Source organism: Ancylomarina sp., assembly GCF_041555295.1.
GTDB lineage: Bacteria > Bacteroidota > Bacteroidia > Bacteroidales > Marinifilaceae > Ancylomarina.
In genome coordinates, this window is the sequence record NZ_JBFFKR010000348.1 from 1 (window position 1) to 3032 (window position 3032).

Below are 3032 nucleotides of genomic sequence, written 5' to 3' on the forward strand. Positions count from 1 at the left end.
GTATCGATCTTCACTTTCTCATCTGGAGAGTGAGGGAAACGAATGGTTGGTCCGAATGAAATCATATCCCAATGTGGGTAATTAGAACCTAACAAACCACACTCTAAACCAGCGTGAATTGCCATAACCTCAGGAATCTTACCATACATGTCGTTATAAACACCTTGCATGGTTTTCAAGATTGGAGAATCCATATTTGGCTTCCATCCTGGATACTCACCTTCCAATACAACCTTAGCACCTGCCAAAGTAAATACAGAAGAAACCATCTCACCTAAATCATCTTTTGCAGAGTTAACTGAAGAACGCAATAAAGACTGAATAATAATCGTCTTATCGTCGCTATATACACGAGCAAGGTTAATCGATGTTTCAACTAAGCCAGGCATCGCATCACTCATACGCATTACACCATTAGGACAAGCATAAATAGAATCGATTAATCGGTTCTGAAGTTTACCTTTCATTACCTTCTTTGGTAAATCACAAGGCTCAGCAAAGAAAGTTAAGTCTGGCTCTACACCACTTAGCTCAGCTTTGAAAATCGCTTCAAACTCTTTTAATGATGCAGCGCAAGCATCAACATGCTTCACAGGAACAACAACAACAGCAAAAGACTCACGTGGAATAGCGTTACGTAATGAACCACCATCGACAGAAGAAACACGTAAACCGAAGTTCTTAGCAGCATGCTTTAAGAAACGGAATAATAATTTGTTAGAGTTTCCGCGACCCAAAATAATTTCCATTCCTGAGTGACCACCTTTAAGACCTTTAACGTTCAATTTAAAAGCAGCAGTATCCTTAGGCGTATCAGTTAATTTATTTTTGAAAGTAACGTTAGCATCAATACCACCAGCGCAACCTACGTATAATTCACCTTCGTCCTCTGAGTCCATATTCAAAAGAATATCGCCATCAAGAACACCTGCCTGAAGACCAAAAGCACCAGTCATACCAGTTTCCTCATCAGAAGTAAACAAAGCCTCAACAGGACCGTGAACCATATCAGTAGCCTGTAGAACAGCCATAGCAGCAGCAACACCCATACCATTATCAGCACCTAGAGTTGTACCGTTAGCAGTCAACCACTCACCATCTACGTAAGTTTCGATAGGATCTTTCTCAAAATCGTGATCGGTATCAGAGTTCTTTTGAGGAACCATATCAAGATGACCTTGCATGATAACACCCATTCTATCTTCCATTCCTGGAGTAGCTGGCTTCTTTATAATAATGTTTCCTACTTCATCTTTAATCGTCTCAAGACCTAAGTCTTCACCAAATTTCATCATGAATGCCTGAATAGCATCTTCGTGTTTAGATGGACGAGGAATTTGAGTTAGTGAATAAAAGTTTTCCCAAATTGCTTTAGGTTCCAAGCTTAAAATTTCTTTGCTCATTATTATTGTGTTTTTAAGTATTTATGAAATTTTCAGTTCTTAAAATAGAATCAATAAATTGAATATCTATTTTAAAGAGTCCTAAAGGTATAAGTTTTTTGATTTTAAGGAAAGAACATGAGCAAAACCTTTCCGGAAATAACAGATTTTAACAACACAGGCCTTTTTGCCTAATTACAAGCCACAAACAAGTGAAAAAATAAAAGCCGATAGAAAATAATTCCATCGGCTTCTTTATATTAGTTATCTAATAAGGACTAGTCCTTGTACATCTTTTCGATAAGGTGCCTGTACTTTTCCTGAATCACCTTTCGTTTAAGCTTCAGTGTAGAGGTGATTTCACCTGCTTCCATAGAGAATTCTTTCGGCAAAAGGGTAAATTTCTTAATCTTCTCGAAACGTGAAAATTCCTTTTGCATATCTTCAAAGCGTTTCTCAAAGAATTCTACAATCTGAGAATTTGCAATTAAATCTTCAATAGAGTCAAAGGAAATTTGATGTTTTTTTGCATACTGACGAAGAGGTTCAAAGGCTGGAACAGCCAAAGCCGTCACATATTTCTGACAATCACCAATTACGGCAACCTGTTCGATAAATAGATCGTTTATTAAGGTTGTTTCCAACTTTTGAGGAGCAATATATTTACCTCCCGAAGTTTTCATCAAGTCTTTGATTCTATCGGTAATCTTTAAATTCCCATTCTCATCGATCCGACCTGCATCGCCCGTGTAAAACCAACCATCTTTCATCACTTTGGCAGTCTCCTCTGGCTTTTTATAATAACCTCGCATCACGCCAGGTCCCTTAACTAAAATCTCGTCGTTATCACCAATCTTAATCTCAACACCATTCAGTGTTTTACCTGTGGTATTGAAATCGATGTGTGTATCGCCATAAAGACATACAGTTGCCATCGTTTCTGTAAGGCCATATCCCATTTTAACATTCATACCTACAGAATGGAAAAATGCCAAAATTTCTGCTGATAAAGGCGCACCACCGCAAGGGGTGAAATTAATGCGTCCTCCAAAAATATCACGAAACTTACGTAAAACAAGTTTATCCGCTAGTTTGAACTTCAATTTCAATCCAAAAGGAACTTTCTTTTCGAAACGTTTGTATTGGTTATTCCTTAAGTCTCCTATCTTCAAAGACCAATTCAGAATTTTAAGTTTTATACCTGAAGCCTCATTACGCTTATCCTGAATAGCTGAATATACTTTCTCATAAATACGAGGAACCGTACACATAATGGTTGGTCTAGCCTCTTTCATCGTCGCTCCAATCTGCTTTGGATCACGATTAAAATAAATTTTGTATCCTCGATGTAAACAGAAGAATGTCCACCCTCTCTCGTAAACATGACTAAGTGGGAGGAAACTTAATGAAACTTCATCATCACTTACAGCAAGCTCCTTATCGTGAGATCGTAGAACAGCTGTAATATTATTGTGATCTATCATCACACCTTTAGGCTCACCAGTTGTACCCGAGGTGTAAATTAGAGTTGCTAAATCGTCGATATGTGCCGTTTCGAATCGAGCATCGAATTCTTTTCCCAGACGTGAAGCTTTTCCCATCTCAATAAACTCATCCCAATACATAGAATCCTGATGATCGCTTATTTTA

Annotated in this window: 2 protein-coding genes; both read right to left on the reverse strand. The window is 37.9% G+C overall.

The window, feature by feature from the left end; all coding sequences use genetic code 11:
• The coding region (locus tag ABY905_RS15715; RefSeq protein WP_372645579.1) for an aminoacyl-histidine dipeptidase at positions 1–1403 on the reverse strand (1403 nt) is incomplete at its 3' end.
• 257 nt (positions 1404–1660) lie between these two features.
• The coding region (locus tag ABY905_RS15720) for a long-chain fatty acid--CoA ligase (RefSeq protein WP_372645581.1) at positions 1661–3032 on the reverse strand (1372 nt) is incomplete at its 5' end.